General features: G+C 28.3%; 20 protein-coding genes, 1 tRNA gene and 1 pseudogene. 11 read left to right on the forward strand and 11 right to left on the reverse strand.

Annotated elements, in window-relative coordinates; genetic code table 11:
* Positions 1-164 precede the first annotated feature (164 nt).
* The gene (locus tag OCHUTO_RS00235; RefSeq protein WP_045796886.1) at positions 165-1,106 is read right to left on the reverse strand and encodes an SPFH domain-containing protein; all 942 of its coding nucleotides are present in this window, start codon (positions 1,104-1,106) and stop codon (positions 165-167) included.
* A 297-nt stretch (positions 1,107-1,403) separates the two neighbouring features.
* Here OCHUTO_RS00235 and OCHUTO_RS00240 point away from each other — a divergent pair, with 297 nt between their 5' ends.
* Complete coding sequence (locus OCHUTO_RS00240) at positions 1,404-1,946, forward strand: c-type cytochrome (RefSeq protein WP_045796887.1); 543 nt, start codon at positions 1,404-1,406, stop codon at positions 1,944-1,946.
* Positions 1,947-2,095: 149 nt separating this feature from the next.
* On the opposite strand, the gene OCHUTO_RS00245 is transcribed toward OCHUTO_RS00240, so the two are convergent.
* The 5 genes from OCHUTO_RS00245 to rpmB form a co-directional block, all read right to left on the reverse strand.
* Positions 2,096-2,266, reverse strand: a complete 171-nt coding sequence (locus OCHUTO_RS00245) for a Trm112 family protein (RefSeq protein ID WP_045796888.1) — start codon at positions 2,264-2,266, stop codon at positions 2,096-2,098.
* Between the two features lie 113 nt (positions 2,267-2,379).
* On the reverse strand, positions 2,380-2,595 hold the full coding sequence (locus OCHUTO_RS00250) for a hypothetical protein (protein WP_045796889.1): 216 nt from the start codon (positions 2,593-2,595) through the stop codon (positions 2,380-2,382).
* 105 nt (positions 2,596-2,700) lie between these two features.
* A tRNA-Met gene (locus OCHUTO_RS00255) sits at positions 2,701-2,775 on the reverse strand.
* An 87-nt stretch (positions 2,776-2,862) separates the two neighbouring features.
* A complete protein-coding gene (gene rpmE, locus OCHUTO_RS00260) occupies positions 2,863-3,087 on the reverse strand; it encodes a 50S ribosomal protein L31 (RefSeq protein ID WP_045796890.1) in 225 nt (74 codons plus the stop codon).
* A 4-nt stretch (positions 3,088-3,091) separates the two neighbouring features.
* The gene (rpmB, locus tag OCHUTO_RS00265; RefSeq protein WP_045796891.1) at positions 3,092-3,373 is read right to left on the reverse strand and encodes a 50S ribosomal protein L28; all 282 of its coding nucleotides are present in this window, start codon (positions 3,371-3,373) and stop codon (positions 3,092-3,094) included.
* A 224-nt stretch (positions 3,374-3,597) separates the two neighbouring features.
* On the opposite strand from rpmB, the gene OCHUTO_RS00270 reads away from it, so the two are divergent.
* The 3 genes from OCHUTO_RS00270 (at position 3,598) to OCHUTO_RS00280 (ending at position 6,568) form a co-directional block, all read left to right on the forward strand.
* The gene (locus tag OCHUTO_RS00270; RefSeq protein ID WP_045796892.1) at positions 3,598-4,479 is read left to right on the forward strand and encodes a DMT family transporter; all 882 of its coding nucleotides are present in this window, start codon (positions 3,598-3,600) and stop codon (positions 4,477-4,479) included.
* A gap of 7 nt (positions 4,480-4,486) precedes the next feature.
* Complete coding sequence (locus OCHUTO_RS00275; protein ID WP_045796893.1) at positions 4,487-5,749, forward strand: MFS transporter; 1,263 nt, start codon at positions 4,487-4,489, stop codon at positions 5,747-5,749.
* Positions 5,750-5,875: 126 nt separating this feature from the next.
* Complete coding sequence (locus OCHUTO_RS00280) at positions 5,876-6,568, forward strand: dioxygenase family protein (RefSeq protein WP_052694595.1); 693 nt, start codon at positions 5,876-5,878, stop codon at positions 6,566-6,568.
* A gap of 749 nt (positions 6,569-7,317) precedes the next feature.
* Here the strand turns inward: OCHUTO_RS00280 and OCHUTO_RS06135 are convergent.
* The 3 genes from OCHUTO_RS06135 to OCHUTO_RS00290 all read right to left on the reverse strand — a co-directional run bounded on the left by OCHUTO_RS06135 (position 7,318) and on the right by OCHUTO_RS00290 (position 9,937).
* Complete coding sequence (locus OCHUTO_RS06135) at positions 7,318-7,764, reverse strand: hypothetical protein (RefSeq protein WP_232296882.1); 447 nt, start codon at positions 7,762-7,764, stop codon at positions 7,318-7,320.
* A 53-nt stretch (positions 7,765-7,817) separates the two neighbouring features.
* Complete coding sequence (locus tag OCHUTO_RS00285) at positions 7,818-9,305, reverse strand: hypothetical protein (protein WP_232296883.1); 1,488 nt, start codon at positions 9,303-9,305, stop codon at positions 7,818-7,820.
* 434 nt (positions 9,306-9,739) lie between these two features.
* Entirely contained in the window at positions 9,740-9,937 is a 198-nt protein-coding gene (locus tag OCHUTO_RS00290) for a hypothetical protein (RefSeq protein WP_045796894.1), read from the reverse strand.
* A 45-nt stretch (positions 9,938-9,982) separates the two neighbouring features.
* Here OCHUTO_RS00290 and OCHUTO_RS00295 point away from each other — a divergent pair, with 45 nt between their 5' ends.
* From OCHUTO_RS00295 to OCHUTO_RS00305, 3 genes are all read left to right on the forward strand, one after another.
* Positions 9,983-10,771 (forward strand): MlaE family ABC transporter permease, encoded by a 789-nt coding sequence (locus tag OCHUTO_RS00295; RefSeq protein WP_045796910.1) that lies wholly within the window; start codon positions 9,983-9,985, stop codon positions 10,769-10,771.
* Between the two features lie 19 nt (positions 10,772-10,790).
* A complete protein-coding gene (locus OCHUTO_RS00300) occupies positions 10,791-11,546 on the forward strand; it encodes an ABC transporter ATP-binding protein (protein ID WP_045796895.1) in 756 nt (251 codons plus the stop codon).
* Positions 11,547-11,777: 231 nt separating this feature from the next.
* Positions 11,778-12,431, forward strand: a complete 654-nt coding sequence (locus OCHUTO_RS00305) for an HdaA/DnaA family protein (RefSeq protein ID WP_045796911.1) — start codon at positions 11,778-11,780, stop codon at positions 12,429-12,431.
* Positions 12,432-12,452: 21 nt separating this feature from the next.
* Here the strand turns inward: OCHUTO_RS00305 and lon are convergent, their stop codons facing one another.
* Positions 12,453-14,825, reverse strand: a complete 2,373-nt coding sequence (gene lon, locus OCHUTO_RS00310) for an endopeptidase La (RefSeq protein ID WP_045796912.1) — start codon at positions 14,823-14,825, stop codon at positions 12,453-12,455.
* 154 nt (positions 14,826-14,979) lie between these two features.
* On the opposite strand from lon, the gene OCHUTO_RS00315 reads away from it, so the two are divergent.
* The 4 genes and pseudogenes from OCHUTO_RS00315 to cutA all read left to right on the forward strand — a co-directional run bounded on the left by OCHUTO_RS00315 (position 14,980) and on the right by cutA (position 19,059).
* Positions 14,980-15,993 (forward strand): serine/threonine dehydratase, encoded by a 1,014-nt coding sequence (locus OCHUTO_RS00315; protein ID WP_045796896.1) that lies wholly within the window; start codon positions 14,980-14,982, stop codon positions 15,991-15,993.
* Between the two features lie 973 nt (positions 15,994-16,966).
* Positions 16,967-17,125 (forward strand): annotated as a pseudogene (locus OCHUTO_RS06985) (hypothetical protein); the annotation flags it as partial.
* A gap of 149 nt (positions 17,126-17,274) precedes the next feature.
* A complete protein-coding gene (ffh, locus tag OCHUTO_RS00320; protein ID WP_045796897.1) occupies positions 17,275-18,633 on the forward strand; it encodes a signal recognition particle protein in 1,359 nt (452 codons plus the stop codon).
* A gap of 69 nt (positions 18,634-18,702) precedes the next feature.
* Positions 18,703-19,059: a divalent-cation tolerance protein CutA gene (gene cutA, locus OCHUTO_RS00325; RefSeq protein WP_045796898.1), complete on the forward strand. Its 357-nt coding sequence runs from the start codon at positions 18,703-18,705 to the stop codon at positions 19,057-19,059.
* Between the two features lie 81 nt (positions 19,060-19,140).
* Here the strand turns inward: cutA and OCHUTO_RS00330 are convergent, their stop codons facing one another.
* Positions 19,141-19,524, reverse strand: coding sequence for a glutaredoxin domain-containing protein (locus tag OCHUTO_RS00330; protein WP_052694596.1), 384 nt, complete (start codon positions 19,522-19,524; stop codon positions 19,141-19,143).
* Between the last annotated feature and the right edge of the window lie 114 nt (positions 19,525-19,638).

A 19,638-nucleotide genomic window follows, 5' to 3' on the forward strand; every position in this document is an offset into this window, starting at 1 on the left:
TTATTAGAAATAAACATTTTATTATTTTTTGTTCATATATTCTTTGATTTTTAATAAATATTAAAGATTAAAAATAAAAACCTTATTAAAAAATTTGACCACTAACTCTGAAACGTTATATGTAATACTGCATGTTAGTATTTTTATGCATCATATAATGTACGCTATTTTGCACTTGTAGTCTTTTTTGACTTCGAAAGATTTATTGCATCAAAAATCGATAAAGCCTGAGTAACTATTGAACCACTATCATTAAGATTTGATGGTATAATTACTGTATTAGTTTCTTTAGCTATTTTAGATAAAGCATCAATATACTGTTCTGCAATACGTAGTGATACTGCTTCACTTCCTCCATTATTATTTATCGCTCTTGCAAGCTGTTCTATTCCTTCTGATGTAGCTTTTGCTACTAATAATATGGCTTCAGCTTCACCTGCAGCTCTGTTAGCTTGATCGATTTTAGCAGCTTCAGAACTAAGCACTACCTCAGCTTTTCCCGCTTCTGCTAGGTTAATTTGTGACTGGCGCTTTCCTTCTGATTCAAGTACTTGTGCACGTTTTTGTCTTTCTGCTGCTACCTGAAGCTCCATTGCTTTTACAACAGACTGTGGAGGATTAATATCTTTAATCTCATACCTCATACACTGAATTCCCCAGTTTGCAGCTGCATGATTGATAGCTGTTACAATAGCTATATTTAAATTTTCACGTTCTTCAAAAGTTTTGTCTAGTGTAATCTTTCCTATTTCAGAACGCATAGTAGTTTGAGCTAATTGAATAATAGCATAATATGGATCACTAACTCCATAAGAAGCTGCTATCGGATCTTCGATTTTAACATATAGCACTCCATCAATAGATAAGGTAACGTTATCATTAGAAATAGCTGTTTGAGCATTAATATCAATTACTCGCTCCTTTAAAGTGTGCTTATATGCCACTCTATCTATTACTGGTATGATAAAGTTTAATCCGGCAGGTAAGACTCGATACATCTTACCTAATCTTTCTACTACCCAAGCTTGCTGTTGAGGTACAATTTTAAATGTATTAAAAAATATAATAATTAATATGATTAATACCACTAATATAAACATATCCATACTGATACCCTGCCTATGAATGCTATAAAACCTACTATGAAACCATAATACTAATGTAGATGCAATTAAGTAAGATGGTTTTGCTAGAATTTAATTTAAATTTGCTATATATACTTTAATAAATTATGCTGCATTGTCAAGAATATATAATTCATTGTAACATAAGTTGCATATTAATAACATGCATCATTATGCTAACTAGTGAAAATCAACTTAGTTACAAGAACAATTTAATTTATACTAGTAAAATAATTTTTACAGATTAAGGATTATATTTTAAAGTAAAATAATTTAAGTATGGATGGCTTTGAATTAAATAAAGTAGCTGCATCTATTTTATTAACAGGAGTAATAATAATGTCAGTAACTATATTAACTGACGCTTTGTATGAGCCACTTCTAACTTCAGCTAAGCGTGGTTATTCTGTTACTATTACAAATACTCAACAAGATAATTCTAGCAAATCAGTTAAGGATTCTATATTTGATTTTAACGAACAAACAATCGCTCAATTAATAAAAAATGCCAGCTCAGATTCTGGAAGTAAGCTTTTTAAGCAAAAATGCTCTTCCTGCCATACTAGCAATAAAGATGGAGCTAACAGAGTTGGTCCTAATTTATATAATGTTGTAAACAGAATTAAAGCTAGTCATCCAAATTATAATTATTCTGCTGCAATGATTGCTCAAAATGGAAGCTGGGATGAAAGATCACTATTTTTGTATTTACATAAACCAATTAAATACATACCAGGCACTAGAATGTCATTTATTGGGTTTTCTGATGCTAAAAATATAGCAGATGTAATTAAATTCTTAAAAGAAAATGCTAATAAATGAGGAGTTGTATTTATATATTCTAATATCTAAGTTTTTTGCATTATTAAACTTTATAATTTTAAATATTTCAACTTTAGTATTCTATAATTAAAAGAAAAAATTTGTTAAATTTTTGCTACTTAGACAGTATTATGGTTTTTAAACACTTCTCAATTGATTTTTATAGCTTGATCTGGCAATAATATTGGTATCCCATTTTTAATGGGATAAGCTAAGCTAGCCTCGCTACTTATTAAAATATTATTTTTTTCATCATAAAATAACCGAGTTTTAGTAACTGGGCATACTAAAATTTTGAGAAGCTTAGGCGAAATTTTCATAACTAGCCTTTTCTAAGATATTATCTAATAGATCAAAATTTTTTAAAATATAGATACTTAAATATGATAAGATTTCTTATGATTTTTTTAGAAAAATCTAATTGCTTATCTAATTAATCAATAGACAATGCGGCCTGTTGCCAAGTAATTGGCTGACCACTTGGTCCTAACACTACCTCACCAGTATCTTCGTACTCAGCTGCTAAAAAAGAACTCGACGAAGTTATTAATTTTACAGGCTTAATTTTTTGTTTATTATAAAAATACTCCTTTGCTACTTCACGAACAGTTGGATTATTCCTAGATGCCGTTTTAGCTTTTTTAGACATTTTTACTCCTAGTTAATATTATTTCTGCTTAACAATACAAATTGCCTTAATTGATATTTACATTTAAAACTAAAGTACTGCTAAATTTTATGTTTAAAGAAAAATTGGTTGCGGAGATAGGACTTGAACCTATGACCTTCAGGTTATGAGCCTGACGAGCTACCACTGCTCCACTCCGCGCTAAAAAAAACTTAGTATATGCATTCAGCCTAAACTTGCAAAGCTAATGCTACAGTGCAGTGTATAATAATATGATACTAAAAGCAACTATTTTTTAGGAGTAAATAATCCTGGAAACTTACTATTAAATTCATTAACAACTTTATTAGATGTATCAAATATATTTCTGCCTTTTCCGGTCCATGCTGGATGGGTTCTATAATCTACATCCATTAAAAATTCATCACCAGGGTATGTTGACATAGTTTCAAAAGTATCACCATTAATTTTAACTAACAATCTCTTATAAGTAGGATGAATATTCTTTTTCATAAATTTAACTGTTGTTATTTTTAATAATATTCTTTATTGCAAGAGCTGACTTAGATAAAACTTTATCACTAGTAGATAAAAGATAACAATCCAACCCTCCTACCTTATCCAGAGTCCTCATTGCTCTAGCGGCAACTTTAAATTTAAATGTTTTTTTTAAAATATCGCTAAATAAAGATACATTCTGTAAATTAGGTAAAAATTTACGCTTAGTTTTTCTTTGAGAATGAGATACATTATTACCTGATTGCACAGCTATACCTGTTAATTCACATACTCTTGACATGCTGACCTTGAATATTTAACCATTTATATACCTGAATTCATTAAATACTAGCACTTACTAGCATTGTGTCAAGCTATAATTTTGTGATTGATAAAATTATCTAGAAAATTACTATAAAATAACTTTTTTATGTACATTAAAAATAAAATTTTGCTTTATAGAAGTTAATTTTGATATATAAAACCTAGATAAGTTAAATAAATATGTATTTATAAATCAAAATTATGAATTCTAACTTAAGTAATTATTTTAAAGGAGTTAGCTGGTTTTTATTAGCATTATTAAGCAGTGTATTAAATGATATAATATCAAAAAAAATAGGATTAGAATTTAGCTTTACTCAAATATCATTTCTCAGATCTTTAGGAAGTACTCTAACACTGATACCATTTATATTATTTAGTGGCATAAAAACCCTTAAAACTAAAAAATTAAAAATACATTTTTTAAGAGGGATATTATTATTTTTTGCTCTATCAACATGGGTATATGGGCTAACAATTACCTCTGTAGCTTCTATGACAATTATATCTTTTTCTATTCCTGCAATTACACTAATTTTAGCTAACTTAGTACTCAATGAAGATGTTAAATGGTATAGATGGGTTGCAACTATATTAGGATTTATAGGCGTAATAATTGCTATGTATCCAACTAAAACAGTATTTGATATTAGAATGATAGTTTTGTTATTATCAGCTTTTATTTTCTCTACACTTGATATTATTAATAAAAAATTTGTTAATAGTGAATCAATGATTTCAATGTTATTCTATTCCTCTTTCTTTTCAACTATTGTAGCATTACCATTTACATATCACTCATGGAGATCTCTGAATTATATTGATCTATCGTTAATTTTTGTTTTAGGCAGCAGCGCTAATTTAATTCTCTATTTTCTTCTTAAATCTTTTAGTTTAGTTGATAGCAGCGCTGTTGCTCCTTATCGTTACATAGAATTAGTACTTGCTGCCATAGCTGGATTCTTATTCTTTAACGAAACAGTAAGCCATTATATTTGGCTTGGAGGAGTCGTTTTAATATTTTCAACCACTTTTATATTTTATACTGAAAAAAACAATATCAAGATATGCTCAAAATTCTAATTTTGAAATGCTAAGTAAAAATTACAAGATTATTTTAAGTAGCTGTATTGCTACTATTTTTGAATGGTATGACTACACATTATCCATTCATTTTGCTGTTACAATTGCTAATAATTTTTTTCCAAAAGCTAATCAGTCAGCTACTTTATTAGAAGCATTGCTGGTTTTTGCAGTTGGATATTTAGTTAGGCCAATTGGAGGCATATTTTTTGGTATTATAGGAGATAAATTTGGTAGAAAGGAAGCAGTAGCAATGTCAGTTATATGCATTTCTTTACCAACAACAATAATTGGCATTTTGCCTACATATCAATCAATAGGTGTTAGTGCTACTATTATTATTACTATAACTAGATTATTACAAGGATTATCTGTCGGAGGTAATTTAACAGGTTCAGTATCATTTTTAATTGAAAACAGTAATAAAAAAAATCATGGACTGCTTGGTAGCTTGTTGATGTTTAGTTTATGCATTGGTATATTTCTAGGATTATTAACATCATACTTAATGAAAGCAAACCTTACTTCAGAACAGTTTAATAATTGGGGATGGCGCATTCCATTTTTACTTGGCTCTCCAATAATTTTGCTAGGTATATATATTAAATATGCTATTCAGGATACTCCAATATTTAAGCAAATGCAAACCACTAATAAAATTGAAAAATCTCCTTTTAGAAAAACTTTAAGATCACATTGGCGAGATATATTAATCTCCATTATGATTAACTCTACTGGTTCAGTGATATTTTACTTTGAAGCAGCTTATTTGATACACTACTTAGAATTTAGTAAAGGATTTGACAAAACAGAAATTGATTACCTAAACAAATTTTGTTGTATAATCATGGCTGTAGTTACACTTCTTAGTGGATGGCTATATGATAGAATAGGAGCAAAAAAATTATACACAACAATTATTATATCAGTAATATTATCCATTGGATTTATAACTCAATTACTTGAACAAGGAAATTTTAATGTAGCTATTTTTGCTCAAATCGCAGTAGCAATTTTGGCTGCATTATATATAGGAGCAGAGCCAGCTATGCAAAGTGCACTATATTGCAGTAATATTAGAAATACAGCATTATCTTTATCATATAATATTTCAGTAAGTATTTTTGGTGGAACAGCTCCAATTATTTTTGAATATTTAGTACAAACTACAGGGTCCCTTCATTCTGTAGCTTATTACATTGCTAGCTGCTCAGTTATAAGTTTAATAGGAATATATTTATATAAAAAAAAGGCTAATTATTTAGATTAAAAATTAAATCATTATGCTCTTAAATATTTAGAATTAAAGATTGATGGAACATAATATATATGATAAAGTACTTTTTTATTGCTAGATTTCTTTATTAATAAATGGTTAAATTACATATATTATAATATGCTCAACCCTAAAAAGCAGCTGATTTTATATTTATTTTGCTATCTAGCAATTTGCAATATTCAAGCAATTCCTATTGAAATAAATAATAATACTAATCTTAACTCACGTATTAATGTGAATGATAAGATTAATGCCTGCCAAGCTACAAAAATAGTTACTAATAATTATGAACCGGGTATTTTCAATAGTACCAATAATTTATTGCGGCACGTTGGACAAAATTATAAATTAAAAGATAAAATAGTTATTATAAGAGGCACAGTTGTTGACAAAAATTGTGTTCCAGTTTTAGATGCAAAAGTATATTTGTGGCAAGTAGATGCTAATGGTAAATATCCTTATATTCCACTAAAAAGCGCTATCGATCAATCTTTAATAAGTAACAATTTAGAAAGCACTTTCACTGGCTCAGGTATGACTACAACAAATAACAATGGTAATTTCTATTTTATGACTATTTATCCTGCCGCAGTTCATAATATTCCTCCTCATTTTAATTTTAGAGTTAAGCATATGGAGCTTGGTAGTTTACAAACAATACAAATTATAAAAAATGATGAAATACTTAAACTGCCATGCAGTAACTGTATACATAACACTGAAATTATTATCGAATATGTAACACTGGTTATGCCTTCTGCAAGCAAGATAAGAAGGCATAATATACATGCTATTACTAAATCATCGTAGATGAAAAAATAGCCTAAAATAACACAGTATAAAAACCTAATTGTTATCACTACATTAATTTCTCTTGAGAGAAAAAGCTAATTTTTTTGATTTGCGGTGCTCATAAATAAAAAATTATGCAGTACCTTTCTGCTCCATCTTAGTTTGCAGTATATCAGCACTAACAACAAAATAATTCGCGCTTTTTCCAGGATACTTTATACTAATAAAGCCTACTAGAATGCTAGAATAATTTATTTATAGATTCTAACAATAGTATTATAATATCATCAGCCTCTCCTTGCAAAAACTTTAAATATTTTTGTATGAGCTATTTATAGTTATATAAATCTGATCTTAATGTATCTTTATACTGCTATTTTATTGCGCCAAAAACCATAATATTTTACTTGAATGGTATTATTATCATCACATAGTAAAGTTACTGAGTTGACTCTACACCCGTCAGTAATAAAACATAGTTATAGTATGTATATTCCTTTTTTTATAAGATTCTCTCTCTTTGCGAATTTTTTTAATCTTCCATAGAGATTCTCATTTGTAAATTGCTTTGTTAAGTTATTGTTTATTCACAATTTACATCTCTATGCCTAATACTTCCTAGTCTAAAACTGAAATTCTATGGATATTGATACATAAAAAATAAAAAAAATCATTAAATACATGATAATGACTTAATCTAAACATTACTATTGTTGTAATAATTTCCAATATGCTGTTATTATATCAAGTTAAACTAATACAATAACTTATAATTTTGTAATTGTTTTGCCTTTCTGATTATTGCTATAATTTTTAGATTTAGATATTAAATCTGTTCTTGGAAAATTTGATTGGTAATCTATACCAGATTTTAACAGAATTTGTTTAAATCTTGAACTATTTGCAATATCTTTTTTTAGCTGCTGTATTGTGTATAAACTTTCAGGAGTAATTTTGCTAATAAAATATTTTGCTTTATTAGGCAAAGATATTATTTTACAAAACTTTGCTAGTTTATAACGCATTTTATCATCTATCGGTATAGATCCTACTTTTAGCTTTATAAACGCGGTAGTACTTTCAATGTGTTTTTTATAGTCTAAACATTGTTGTATATTCTTAATTTCTTGTTCAGTTAAATATTGTTTTTGTTCCAAATTAGTCAACACTGAATCATAAAATTTCTTTATTTCTTTTGAAGTTAATTTCTTCATGGGAGCATCTTGTAGTCTTTGAATTAAAGGATCTAATTCTTCTTCAAGATCTTTTAGAAATTTTCTGCTTTAATAACATTTTCTACCGCATGATACTTATTTAAGTTAGCCCATTCTAAAGCATTTTTTCCTTCAATTTCAATATTATGAAAGAACGCATATACCACTGGATCTTTAATCTCAGAAATCGCAAAATCTTTTAACCATCCTCCATGTTTAAATTCAGGTGATACACTACTAAACTTACTTATTATATCAGTTGTTTGTGCTATTCCTTTCATATTTTTAAGATTTTCTTTTACATTGTCTTTATAAAATTTTATAAAGTCTTGATAACCATTAATTGTAGTATCTATAAATGTTTTATCATCAAACCTAACCTTAGCAATTAATCCTTTTGGATTAAATCCAGCTTTTTTTAGCTCAAAAGCTTTTTGTTCTATTATAGAATCTATTTGGTTTTCATTAAGCTGAGCAAGCATTTGGTTTAATGCAGAATTATATTTTTCAATACTAAAAGATAAGTTACCTGCTTGTATTGCTGAATTATAGCCTATTAGACTGTGTTTAAAAATGTTATATGTAGACTTAACAACACTTTCAAAATCTTTATGAAATTGCATCATAGATCTGCCATGGTCTATTTTAACTACAGTTTTGCCATCTTGTACCATTACATTACCAGCATGATAATCTGCTTCTCCTAAAATATGACAAGAGGCAATCATTTTTTCAAATCCTTCTAATATTTGTAGATTTTTCGCCTCTGCATTAATACGGGCAGAACTTCTTGAGCCAGAAAATTCTGAAAGTAGTACTACATTATCAAAAAATTTAGATCTAATATAAAGTAAATCTGAGTTAACTGTATCTGGCATTACTAATGCTTCTTTAGGAGCGCGATTGTATAATAATAACTGGTATATAGAAGAAGCTAGTAATTCTTGTATTGCATCTCTTCTATCGTTCTGAGCTTTTTTTCTTTCTGCTAAATCTGTTATGGCTGAAATGCTATCTTCGCTTTTATAAAATTTCTTAAGAAGAAAAGTATTACTACTTAATTTTTCATTAGCAACATATCCTGCAGATACTCCAAGTTGCTTAGCTCCTATTTGAGAGAATTCACTCTGTTTAGAAACGTTTTTATCACGCAGTAGTTCTTCAATAATACTACTGTTAAATTTTCTTGCTTGTTGATTACTTAATTCTTTTGTACGTTCGATTTTAGATTTTGCAGTTATTCTATCTAAAAGTGGTAACTCAATAATTTCTCTTAACTCTTCATGCTCATCTTCTGCAAATATATCTTTCAGTACTTTCAATACTTTTTTTAAGTCCTGATCATTTAAATCAGAAAAACATTTTTGGTATTCTTCTAGACTCAATGTGGAAGGATTTTCAGAAATACTATTTAAGGTTTTAGCAAGATTTTTACTTAAAAATAGAATATTTTCATTTGTAGCTTTCGATAGACCTACAAGTGCTAAATCTTCAAATAGTTGCTTAGCTAATACGCTTTCTATGATCTGATTATTCATCATTTGAAACTTCCTGAACTAATAAAATAATAATATATATTTAGAAAAAAAATGCAAGTTTAAGTTGAAATACTGCATATGAATACCTCTAGTACATATAGTCACAAGATAGAAATTGAATAATTTTACGTGATTAGCTAAGATCATTGTAATAATAAGCAAATGAGATAAGAAACTGTAAATACAGAGTATAGAAGACATTGTATCCCACAGGCTTTGAATTAGAAATTGGACAGGTAGAAGGCTTAGAGAGGCAAATTATAAAAAAAACAGCTTAATAAAATGGTTTGCAAAGAGCAAAAGAATATTTTATACCAAAGTTTTGGATTAAGATACGATTGTTAAAATCTGTGAATATCTTATTCCAGATATATGCTTTCTGGTATTATTTAGATACATATGAATTATTAATCCATTAATTACTACTTTTAACAAAATCATAGACAAAATATAGTGTTGTTATATCTTTCTTTAACAGGTACTAATTTGTTCAAAAACTTATATATAGTATCTTCTATCACTTCTGCAATACCTAAACCTTGATTTATATACTCTCTAATTTGTATTTTATGTATTATTACACAGTTACTTGATTTTTTAACATGCAAATGAGTATTGCTTTTTTCAAGTTTCATTTATATCATCTATGCCAGTTTTAAATACTATAATCTAAAAAAATGATGAGCATAATGTTTATCTTAAATATAATTGGGAAAAGAACCATTAAAATATTTAATAATATAATTCTATTTCAAAAATTTTTCTTTACAGCTATAAAAGGAATTTTTACACCACCTTACTATTATAATATTACAATACAAGCAATCATTAATATTGGATTCTACTCTTTACCAATAGTAGCAATAACATCTATATTTTCTGGGGCAGTATTAGCACTACAAACATATGAAGGCGTTCGTTCTTCTGCCATACATGCTATACCAATGATAATAGTAACATCAATTACTAGAGAATTAGGGCCTGTAATAGTAGGTCTAATGGTAGTAGGAAGAATAGGAGCTTCCATAGTAGCAGAAATAGGAACTATGAGAGTAACTGAGCAAATAGACGCATTATTTACACTAGCTACTGATCCAATAAAATATTTAGTTACTCCACGGTTAATAGCTACAATGTTATCATTACCACTTCTTTTATTAACTAGTGACGTTATTGGAGTATTTGGTGGATACTTAGTTGCAGTATATAGACTTAACTTTAATAGTTATGAATATATTCAAAGTACAATTTATCACTTAACTTTAACTGATGTAATTTCTGGATTGATTAAAGCGCTTGTATTTGGTGTTATTATCGGAATAACAAGCTGCTTTCATGGATACTATTGTAGCAAAGGTGCAAAAGGCGTGGGAATAGCTACAACTCATGGAGTAGTTCATTCATCTATATTAATACTACTCAGTAATTATATAATGACAGAATTGTTTATTTCTCAATACGTATCATAAACTATATTATAAAATCTACATGAGTATAATAATTAAAAATCTTTCCAAGATATTTGAATCAAAAGTAGTCCTAAATAATATAAACTTGGAATTTAAAACCAAGCAATCTACAGCTATTTTAGGAAGATCTGGTTCTGGGAAGTCAATATTAATTAAAATGATAATTGGCTTGATTCGACCAGATGCTGGAGAAATTATTGTTGACGGTCACGATATAACTAAATTATCTATAAACCAAAAATTTAAACTAATGCCAAGTTGTGGTTTTCTATTTCAAGGTAATGCATTATTTGATTCATTATCAGTAGAAGATAACATTACATTTTATGCTCAAAGATTATATAAATTATCCAAGTCAGAAAAAAGGCAACTTGCGATTGAAAAATTAAAATTAGTTGAATTATCTGAAGATATAGTAAATCTGTATCCCTCACAGCTATCAGGAGGTATGCAAAAACGTGTTTCTTTTGCAAGAACAATTTGCACTAATCCTAAAATAATTTTTTTAGACGAACCTACTACAGGATTAGATCCAGTCATGACTAATATAATTAATAATCTAATTGAAAAAATACAAAAAACATTAAAATCAACTACTATTATTATTACTCATGATATAAACAGTGTTTATAAAATTGCTAATAACACTGTTATACTCTACAAAGGCAAGATAATTTGGCATGGTAAAACACAGGATCTTAAAAATTGTAGCAATGAGTTTGTACAACAATTTATCCATGGTAGTATTTTTAGACCAATTAAATATGATAGCTAACAGCCTAAACTGCAGTTATTGTATATAGCCTTGGAGTTTTATACCTTAGAAAATAAAAAGCTTAGGAGCTCTTTTTTTTGACATAATTTTTAAATTGCTAAATTTATAATTTATATCTTAAATATAAAGTTATTCTTGTTTCTATCTTTTCTCTATTCTAAACTTATGCTATAAAAACTATCTTTACAGCAAGTATATACTATTATCTTTAAAGTTTTAATGTTTAAAAATATGCAGCATATTATAAATTTTCAAAATAATCCTCAATATTTAGAAGATGACTATATCATCTCAAGCTCTAACTTTAACGCATATAATTTAATAAAAAACTGGCCTTCTAGATGGGGAATAGCACCATACTCTAAATCATTACTTGTTTATGGTCCACCTTCTTCTGGTAAAACTTACTTAGCAAATATCTGGCAGAAATGTGCTAATGCAGTTTTTATATCTAGCTCTAATAATAATATTGATCAATTTTATCAAGCTAAACAAAGTTTTATTATAGAAGATATAGATAAAAAACCTTGGTCAGAAAAAAAATTATTACATATTTTTAATATGTTACATGAAAATAATAAATTTTTAATGCTAACATGTTGTACTTATCCTACTAATTTTATATTAGCAGATCTTGCCTCTAGAATAAGTTCTATTTTAACTATAAAACTTTATCAGCCAGACAATGAAATGACGAAAATTATTTTAATGAAATTATTCTCTGAGCGCTCATTAAAAGTATCAACAAAAATAATTAACTATTTAGCCCTTAGACTAACTAGAGAATTTAGTGTAATTCAACAAACAGTAGAACTACTTGATAAGTACTCATTAGAGTATAAACGCAACATCACTATTCATTTACTCAAAAAATTTCTTAAATAGACAAACTTTTTGTATACTTTTTTATTGTTTTAATTCATTAATTAAGCCATTTTTCTTAGCAGGTAAATCTATTACTGGGCTAGCAAAAGCAATATCAAGTACTTGATCAGCTTCTGATAGTGGAATAATATCTAAATCATTTTTAATACTATCAGGTATCTCGTCTAAATCACTTGTATTACCTTCTGGAATAATTACTGTTTTAATTCCTCCTCGCTTTGCTGCCATTAATTTTTCTTTAAGTCCGCCAATAGGTAGTATTCTACCTCTTAAGGTAATTTCTCCAGTCATTGCTACAGAAAGTTTTACAGGTACTCCTATCATTAAAGATACTATTGTAGTAAAGATAGCTATACCTGCAGATGGCCCATCTTTCGGTGTAGCTCCTTCTGGAAAATGCAGGTGAATATCATACTTATGATACCGCTCATACTCTACATTGTATTTTTGAGCTCTAGAGCAAAAATAACTAAATGCAGTTTGACTTGATTCCTTCATGACATCTCCTAATTTTCCTGTAGCTTTAATTTTCCCTTTACCAGGTATCATTACTGCTTCAACCCAAATTAAATCTCCACCTGTTTCAGTATATGCTAGTCCAACAGTAATACCTACTTGATTATTATCTTCAATAAGACCATACTTATACTTTCTAGGTCCAAGATAATCTTTAATATTTTCTTGGCTAATATTTTCTGATTTTATATCCTGAATACTTAAAATTTTCTTAAGAACTTTACGGCATAACCCTCCAATATTTCTCTCTAAAGATCTAACTCCAGCTTCTCGTGTATAGTATCTTATTAGTTCTAGTATTGCTTCATCAGAAAAACTAATTTCTGTATCTGTTAAACCATTAATTTCCATTTGTTTAGGAATAAGATGATGTTTAGCTATTGCCAATTTTTCATCTTCAATATATCCAGAGATCTGAATTATTTCCATGCGATCACGCAAAGGTAATGGAAAATTAAAACTATTTGCTGTAGCAACAAAAATAACCTTTGAAAGATCATATTCAACTTCTAGATAATTATCTTGAAAGCGGCTATTTTGTTCTGGATCTAAGGCCTCTAATAAAGCAAATGCTGGATCACCTCGAGAATCTCTAGAAATCTTATCAATTTCATCTAATAACATAACAAGATTATTACTATTCTCTCTTTTTATTAAGGAAATAATTTTACCTGGCATTGCACCAATATAAGTTTTTCTATGTCCACGAATTTCTGCCTCATCTCGCACTCCACCTAGTGCAAATTTAGCATACTTACGTTTTATAGCATTTGCGATTGATTTTACTAAAGATGTTTTTCCGACTCCAGGAGGGCCCACAAAACATAAGATTGTTCCTATAGATTTTTTTGTTCTCTGTAATACTGCTAAATATTCAGTTATTCTTTCTTTTACTTTTTCTAGTCCATGATGATCCGCATTTAAAACCTGTAAAGCTTTATCAATATTAATGTTAACCTTACCTTCTTTTTCTTTATTCCATGGAAGCCCTAATAAAATATCTAAGTAATTACGTGTTAATGCTGCTTCTGCTGAAATTGGATTCATCATCTTTAATTTTTTCAATTCACTTTCAGCTTTTGCTTTTGCTTCTTTCGATAGGCGTAAGCTATTGATTTTTTTTTGTAATTCAGCAATATCTGATTTTTCATCATCTACTCCTAAAACATTCTTAATGATTTTCATTTTTTCATTAAGAAAGCAATCACGTTGCATTTTTTCTAGATTTTTCTGCGCTTTAGAAGTAATTAATTCATCTGTTTCCAGGATAACAATCTCTTTGGCGACGTTTTCAGTTAGCTTTTCTATCCTCTCCTTAATATTAGTTGTTTCTAACAAAGACTGCTTGCTAGCAATACTACAAATCAAATTTGCAGCTAAAGCATTAACTATATGGCTTTGATTAGTATATGATAAAACATGAACTAATAAATCTGGATTAATTTTTTTACTTAACCTAATATACTTATTAAAAAGAACTATTACATTTGCTAACTTATCCTTTACTTCATCAGAATTATTAATTTCATCGTCTGGAATAACTACATATTTAGCTACTAAAAGCTCTTGTGAATGGCTTACTGTTAGCTTAACCCGATCCAATACTTCTATCAAGATTTTGTAATTATTATTAGGTAATTTAACTAGCTCAATTATTTTGGCTAATACTCCAATTTCATATAAGGAACTTATTGATGGTTTTACATCATCAGGACTTTTTTGAGCAGTAAGTAAGATAGTATTCTGATCCTCAAAATCATTGCCTAACCTCAATAAATTTTTAACCGACTCATCTCTGCCAATAAATATAGGCAATACCAGTCCAGGAAATAATACTGTGTTTCTTATTGGAAATAATGGTAAAACACTATTATCAATATCATCAATTTGCGTCACTAAATATAATTGAATTTTTATTTACTAGTATATCATGATAATCTATATAATCACACATGCAATTAAATTCAATTATCTTATATCTCTTAAACATGAATATTTTGCATAATAAGCATATTTTTAGCTAGAAAAAATTATGTTGAGCATTACTAAAGCTTATAATCGAATTAAGCCATATATCTATCAAACTCCAATTTTATATTCAGATTACCTTAACAAAATTTTGGGGCATGAAATATACTTTAAAGTTGAATCATTACAAAAATCTGGCTCATTTAAGATAAGAGGAGTACTTAATCATTTACTTATATTGCAAGAAAAGCAATTACTCCCAATGAATATTGCTACTTATACTACTGGCAATCATGGAATAGCAGTAGCACTTGTTGCAAAATTACTAAACTTAAATAAAGTTAAAATATATTCCAACTGTATTTCTAAAACAAAATTAAATATGGCAAAGTATTTTGGAGCAACAGTAATTTTAACTAAAAAAAGAATTGAAGCAGAACAACTAGCTAAGTTTGAGAAAAATAATGGATTTTATTACCTGCATCCCTCAGATAGTGATAGTATCATTGCTGGGGCTGGAACTGTGTACTATGAAGCTTTACAGCAATTACCTTTTGTTCCAAATGCAGTATTTGCTTCTTGCGGTGGAGGAGGGTTATTATCAGGAACATATATAGCTAAAATTAGAACTTATCCTTCAGTTCAAATCATAGGATCAGAACCACTACATGCTAATGATGCTTTTACATCATTGTGTCAAAATAGCATTTTCACCTTACCAAAATCTCCAAATACTCTTGCTGATGGTCTTAGTGCCTTAAATATATCAGAACGAACTTTTCAATATATAAAAGAACTAGATGATATGGTACTTGTATCAGAGCAAGCTATCTATTATTGGACAACTTGGATTACTTCTTTACTAAAAGTTACTTGCGAACCTTCAAGTGCAATTAATATGGCTGCAGTATGTAACTGGCTTTTAAGACAGAATACTGCTAAAAAGGTTTTAGTTATTATCTCTGGTGGAAATATTGACCAAACTGGATACTCAAAACTAATACAAGATGAATCTATACAGCAAATTCCTCAAATTCAGAAGTGCAGCGAGGGAACTATTTCATTTAAACATTCTTAATATTTTATATGCTTGTTTAATTTGAGTGCAATATGAATTTTAGAATATAGAAAAAGTAGGAAAATAGAAGTACAGTAGAAATTTAGAAACAATATCTGTTATTGCTTTTTTACTTGGCTCAACTTAATAATAGTTATTATTTATATAGTTTTGCATAGGATCGATTAGTAAGTTATATTAATGGTCCTTAATTGCTACATAATCCTATACAGATTTTTTAATAACTAAATAAAGGTATCATGAGGAATCCAAATGGGTAGACTTGCTTTTAGCTATTAAAAGTAGAAATCTAGCTGAAGTAACACGACTACTTAAGATAGATAATAGCAATATAAACCTGCCGGATGAGGTTGTGTTCTCTATTTTGTATTTGGCTACTCAACCATAATGCACAGATATTGCAAAGTTATTATTAAACTCTAGAGTTAATACTAACCTACAAGATTGTGTTTTAATAATAGCGCTTTATACTTGACATGTAAAATGCAAAGAGTTGATCAAGTAAAGCTTTTATTATCTAGTAGAAGTCTTAATACACTAAATACATCAAGTATACTATAATAATATGTTATGTTATTGAAAATGGTAACTCGGACATTGTAAAGATTATATGTAATCCATTGATTTAGATTCTATTTCCGTTTTCAGTTAGACTATTTCGTTAGGTTATGTAAATCTTGTAGATATTTTGTTAGATCACTAATATACAAGAATAAAGCAATAATAAAACTCCATTAGAGCAGGTTTGTGCTGAATTTCCTGAAAATCCACTAAGGTCTACAACTAATAAAGTTATTGGTTATTCATATTATTAAGCTTAAGAGTTATAGCTTCAATATTAATATAGTAAAGAAATTCTCTATATATAGACTTATATTGAAAGGCATCTTGAAGAAGAAATGGAAAGAGCTAAACTTGACGCAACTACATCATTGGATGAGGACTAAAATTACAGGAAACAAATACAGCATCTTGGTCTCATTTACCAAGTGAAATGAAACAAAAAATAATACACAATTTAAATAACGAAGAATTGAAAAGCTGCTGCATTTTGAGGAAGAAGGTGTTACAAGCACTCAAGAGGATGCATGTACTCAAAAGGAGAAAAATGTTCAAGTCAGAGGCTTATTAAGTTATATAACGAAGGAGAAGGATAATATTATTCTTAATTTTATAAGACTATATTATTTTGTATTGGTAGCAAAAATTTGCTATATTGTAATAAATAAAAGAATATACAGTAAAATATTTTAATACATTTAATTAGCTCAAAGGAAAATCATGTTTCAAACTTTAACTCAAAAACTTAGTGATATCTTTGATAAAATTAAAGGTAGTGCTTATTTATCTGAACAACAAATCTTAACAATTACACGGGAAGTCAGAATTGCACTGCTAGAAGCAGATGTTTCGTTAAAAGTTATTAAAGACTTTATGAATAATGTTGTAGAACGGGCAACAGGGCAAGAAGTTATTCGTTCTGTAACACCTGGACAAATGGTTATTAAAATCATCAGTGATGAAATGATAAAGGTTCTTAGTAGCACAGAAACAGAGCAAGCACTACATATTCAATTTGAACCACCAGTTAACATCATGATGATTGGTCTACAAGGCAGTGGTAAAACTACTACAACAGCTAAATTAGCAATGAAACTAGCTAAACAAAACAAAAAAGTGATGGTGGTTTCACTAGATACTTATCGTCCTGCTGCTAAGGAACAGCTAGAAAAATTAGTACAAAATCATGAAACTATATTATCATTACCTATAATTTCAAATGAAGATATTTTTCAAATTATAGCACGAAGTACTAAAGAAGCAAAATTACTTGGTTATGATATAGTAATTTATGATACTGCAGGGCGTCTACATATTGATGAAATAATGTTGCAAGAATTAGATAATATAAAAAAGATAATTGATCCTAAGGAAATACTTTTAGTAGTGGATTCCCTAATTGGTCAAGAAGCAGTAAATGTCGCTCATAATTTCAATCAAAAGCTGAATATTTCTGGTATAATATTAACTAAAATTGATGGAGATTCTAGAGGAGGAGCTGCATTAAGTATTAAATATGTTACTGGTAAACCAATAAAATTTCTTGGTACAGGAGAAAAAACTAATGATTTAGAAGAATTTCATCCAGAAAGAATTGCCTCACGTATATTAGGTAAGGGCGATATTGTTTCACTAGTAGAGAAAGCAGCTAAAGTAATTAGTAAAGATAATGCAATTAAATCAGTTGAAAAGTTAAAAAAAGGTAACTTTAACCTCGAAGACTACTATCATCAATTGCAAAATATTAATAAAATTGGTGGAATGGCAGCTATACTTAATCTTCTACCCGGAATAAATAAAATTTTGCCACAAATTAACCAAAATCCATTTGATCAAGACAGCATAAAGTTAGAGCAAGCAATAATTTTATCTATGACTAAGCAAGAAAAATTAAATCCAGATATAATTAATGCTAAACGTAAAAAACGCATTGCAGATGGTTCTGGGACATCAGTTCAAAGGGTCAATATGTTATTAAAAAAATTGCAAAATATAACTTCTTTTGCTAAAAAGGGAATGAAGGGAATAAAAGGTAGTGACATGCTAGATAAATTCAACAATTTTAAAAATTTTTTCTAAGATTAAATAAGCAAAAATGTTAAGAACATAACCATAATACAATAAAGACTCTGCGCAAAATTGAAATATATGATTAACTCTGAAAATAATATAGTAAATGCAGAAGATTATAGCATTATATTAACTACTATTGACACTAATCAAAAAGCAAAAAAAATTGCTCATAAGCTTATAGAGTTACATCTTGTAGCATGTGTACAAATTGATAAGATATGTAGCATATATTTTTGGAAGCATAATATTTGCAAGTCAAATGAATATAGATTAATGATTAAAACTATGAATATTAATTATGAAAAAGTTGAACAAGTGATTCGTCAATTTAGCAATTATGACAATCCACAAGTTGTTCAGTTAAAATTAACAAATGGCAGCAATGAATATCTAAATTGGATCTCAGACAGTTGCAAGAAAAAACATAATTAATTAAAAATATAGATTTAAACAAGAATTACTTTACTGTCCAAAAGTTAATAAAAAAGAAGTAAAAACTCTTGCTTAAAAATTTTATTTCTGAGCCAATAATTCATCCAATTTTTTGGTATTATCAAGATCTTGTAATTGAAGATAACCACCAATAAATTGTCCATATATAAATATATATGGTACAGTATTTTGAAAAGTCTCTTGCTTTAGTTTTTCATGTAGTTGCTGATTACTACTAATATCTATTTCTTTAAATGCTACTGATTTTTGCTTTAAAAGCAACTTTGCATTTACACAATATGGACAGTTTGGCTTAGTGTAAACATATATACTATCGTCATCGTAAATCATAAAATCCTCATCATGCAAATCTGACTTTTTCATATATTCCAGTATACCAGTTTTTTCTATAATAAAATAGGCAAAAATTATTGGCAGTATTACAACTATAAAAATTCTTTTCATTTTATTAAAATATTTAAGGGATTTGACCTAAACCTATGCTTTAAACTTTAATAATACAAGAAAGTTAAAAACTGTGTCAAGACAAATGAATCTAAGATATTTGATAACTACCTA

Source organism: Orientia chuto str. Dubai (assembly GCF_000964595.1).
GTDB lineage: Bacteria > Pseudomonadota > Alphaproteobacteria > Rickettsiales > Rickettsiaceae > Orientia > Orientia mediorientalis.